1 protein-coding gene is annotated in these 2,083 nt (G+C 68.9%); it reads left to right on the forward strand.

The annotated features are described in order from the left end of the window. On the forward strand, positions 1-2,083 hold a 2,083-nt coding region (locus V0R62_RS26610), incomplete at both ends, for a non-ribosomal peptide synthetase (protein WP_330105820.1).

The following is a 2,083-nucleotide window of genomic DNA, read 5'->3' on the forward strand; positions in this document are numbered from 1 at the left end:
CCTGGCCCAGCGCTGCAGCCAGGTGGCCGCGCCGTTGCCGTTGTTCAGCGCCATGCTCAACTACCGGCAGAGCAGCCGCGTTGCGCCGCAGTCACAGGCCTGGGAGGGGATCGAGACCCTGGGCGGCGAAGGGCGCAGCAACTACCCGCTGAACTTGAACGTCGATGATTTCGGCGATGGCCTGCGCCTGGGCGTGCAGGTGTCGGCGCAGGTGGGTGCGCAGCGGATCTGCGCGCAGATGCTGCAGGTGCTCGACAGTCTGCTGCTGGCGCTCGAACAGCATCCGCAGGAGGCGCTCAGCCGCTTGCCGGTGCTGAGTGCCGAGGAGCGGCGCCAAGTACTGGTCGACTTCAACGACACACAGGTGGACTACGACCTCGGGCAGACCCTGCACGGGCTGATCGAGGCCCAGGTACGACGCACTCCGGACGCTGTGGCGGTAAGGGCCGAGGAAGGCGAACTGACCTATCGCCAGCTCGACGAGCAGGCCAACCGTCTGGCCCATCACCTGATCGCGCTGGGGGTGCAGCCCGACGACCGGGTGGCGATCTGCGTCGAGCGCAGCTTGTCGATGGTGGTCGGCCTGCTGGCGACCCTCAAGGCTGGTGGCGCCTACGTGCCGGTGGACCCGGAGTACCCGGCCGAGCGCATCCGCCACATGCTCGATGACAGCGCGCCGCTGGCCGTGCTGGTCCACGGCGCCACCCGCGACTTGCCACAGCTGGCCGAGGCATCGCTAGTCGATCTTGACCGGCCGACCTGGCAGGCGCAGCCGGCGCAGGCCCCGCAGGTGGCCGGGCTGACCCCACGGCACCTGGCCTATGTGATCTACACCTCCGGCTCCACCGGCCTGCCCAAGGGGGTGATGAACGAGCACGCCGGGGTGGTCAACCGCCTGCTGTGGATGCAGGACGCCTATGGATTGGGCGTCGACGATGTGGTGCTGCAGAAGACCCCGTTCAGCTTCGACGTGTCGGTGTGGGAGTTCCTCTGGCCGCTGCAGACCGGTGCGCGCCTGGTGATGGCGCGCCCGGGTGGGCACCGCGACCCCGAGTACCTGCGCGCGGTCATCCGTGACGAGCAGGTCAGCACCTTGCACTTCGTGCCGTCGATGCTCGATGTGTTCCTCGCCCATGGCGAGGTCCTGCCGTACCAGCTCAAGCGCGTGCTGTGCAGCGGCGAGGCCTTGCCCGGTGCCCTGGTGCGGCGCTTCCAGGCACAGGTGCCGACGGTCGAACTGCACAACCTGTACGGCCCGACCGAGGCAGCGGTGGATGTCAGCGCCTGGCACTGCGTGACGGCACCGGACAACACACCGATCGGCAAGCCGATCGCCAACACCACGCTGTACGTGCTGGACGGTCACGGCCAGCCGGTACCCCGGGGCGTGGCGGGCGAGCTGTACATCGGCGGTGTGCAGGTGGCCCGTGGCTACCTGAACCGGGCGGAACTGACCGCCGAGCGCTTCCTTGATGATCCGTTCGGCAGCCGTCCGGGCGGGCGGCTGTACCGTACCGGCGACCTGGCTCGGCACCTGGCCGATGGCAACCTGGAGTACCTGGGGCGCAACGACGACCAGGTGAAGATCCGTGGCCTGCGCATCGAGTTGGGCGAAATCCAGGCCTGCCTGACCCGTATCGAAGGGGTCAAGGAGGCGGTGGTGCTGGCCCGCGAGCAGCGCCTGGTGGCGTACTACACCGGCGCCTTGCAGGCGCCGGACACGCTGCGCTCGGCGTTGCTGAGCCAGTTGCCGGACTTCATGGTGCCGGCCTCGTTCACCCACCTCGAGGCGCTGCCGCTGAGCCCCAACGGCAAGTTGGACCGCAAGGCGCTGCCGCAACCGGAAACCGTGCAGCAGGCCTACGAGGCGCCGCAAGGAGAAGTCGAAACCCTGCTGGCGCAGTTGTGGAGCGAACTGCTGGGCGTGGCCCAGGTCGGTCGTCACGACAACTTCTTCGAACTGGGCGGCCACTCGCTGCTGGCCGTGACCCTGACCGCGCGTATGCGCCAGGCCGGCCTGGCGGCGGATGTGCGGGTGCTGTTCGGCCAGCCGACCCTGAAGGCGCTGGCGGCGGCGGTGGGC

The sequence above is a fragment of the Pseudomonas carassii genome (assembly GCF_036324045.1).
In the GTDB taxonomy this organism is placed as follows: Bacteria; Pseudomonadota; Gammaproteobacteria; order Pseudomonadales; family Pseudomonadaceae; genus Aquipseudomonas; species Aquipseudomonas peradeniyensis.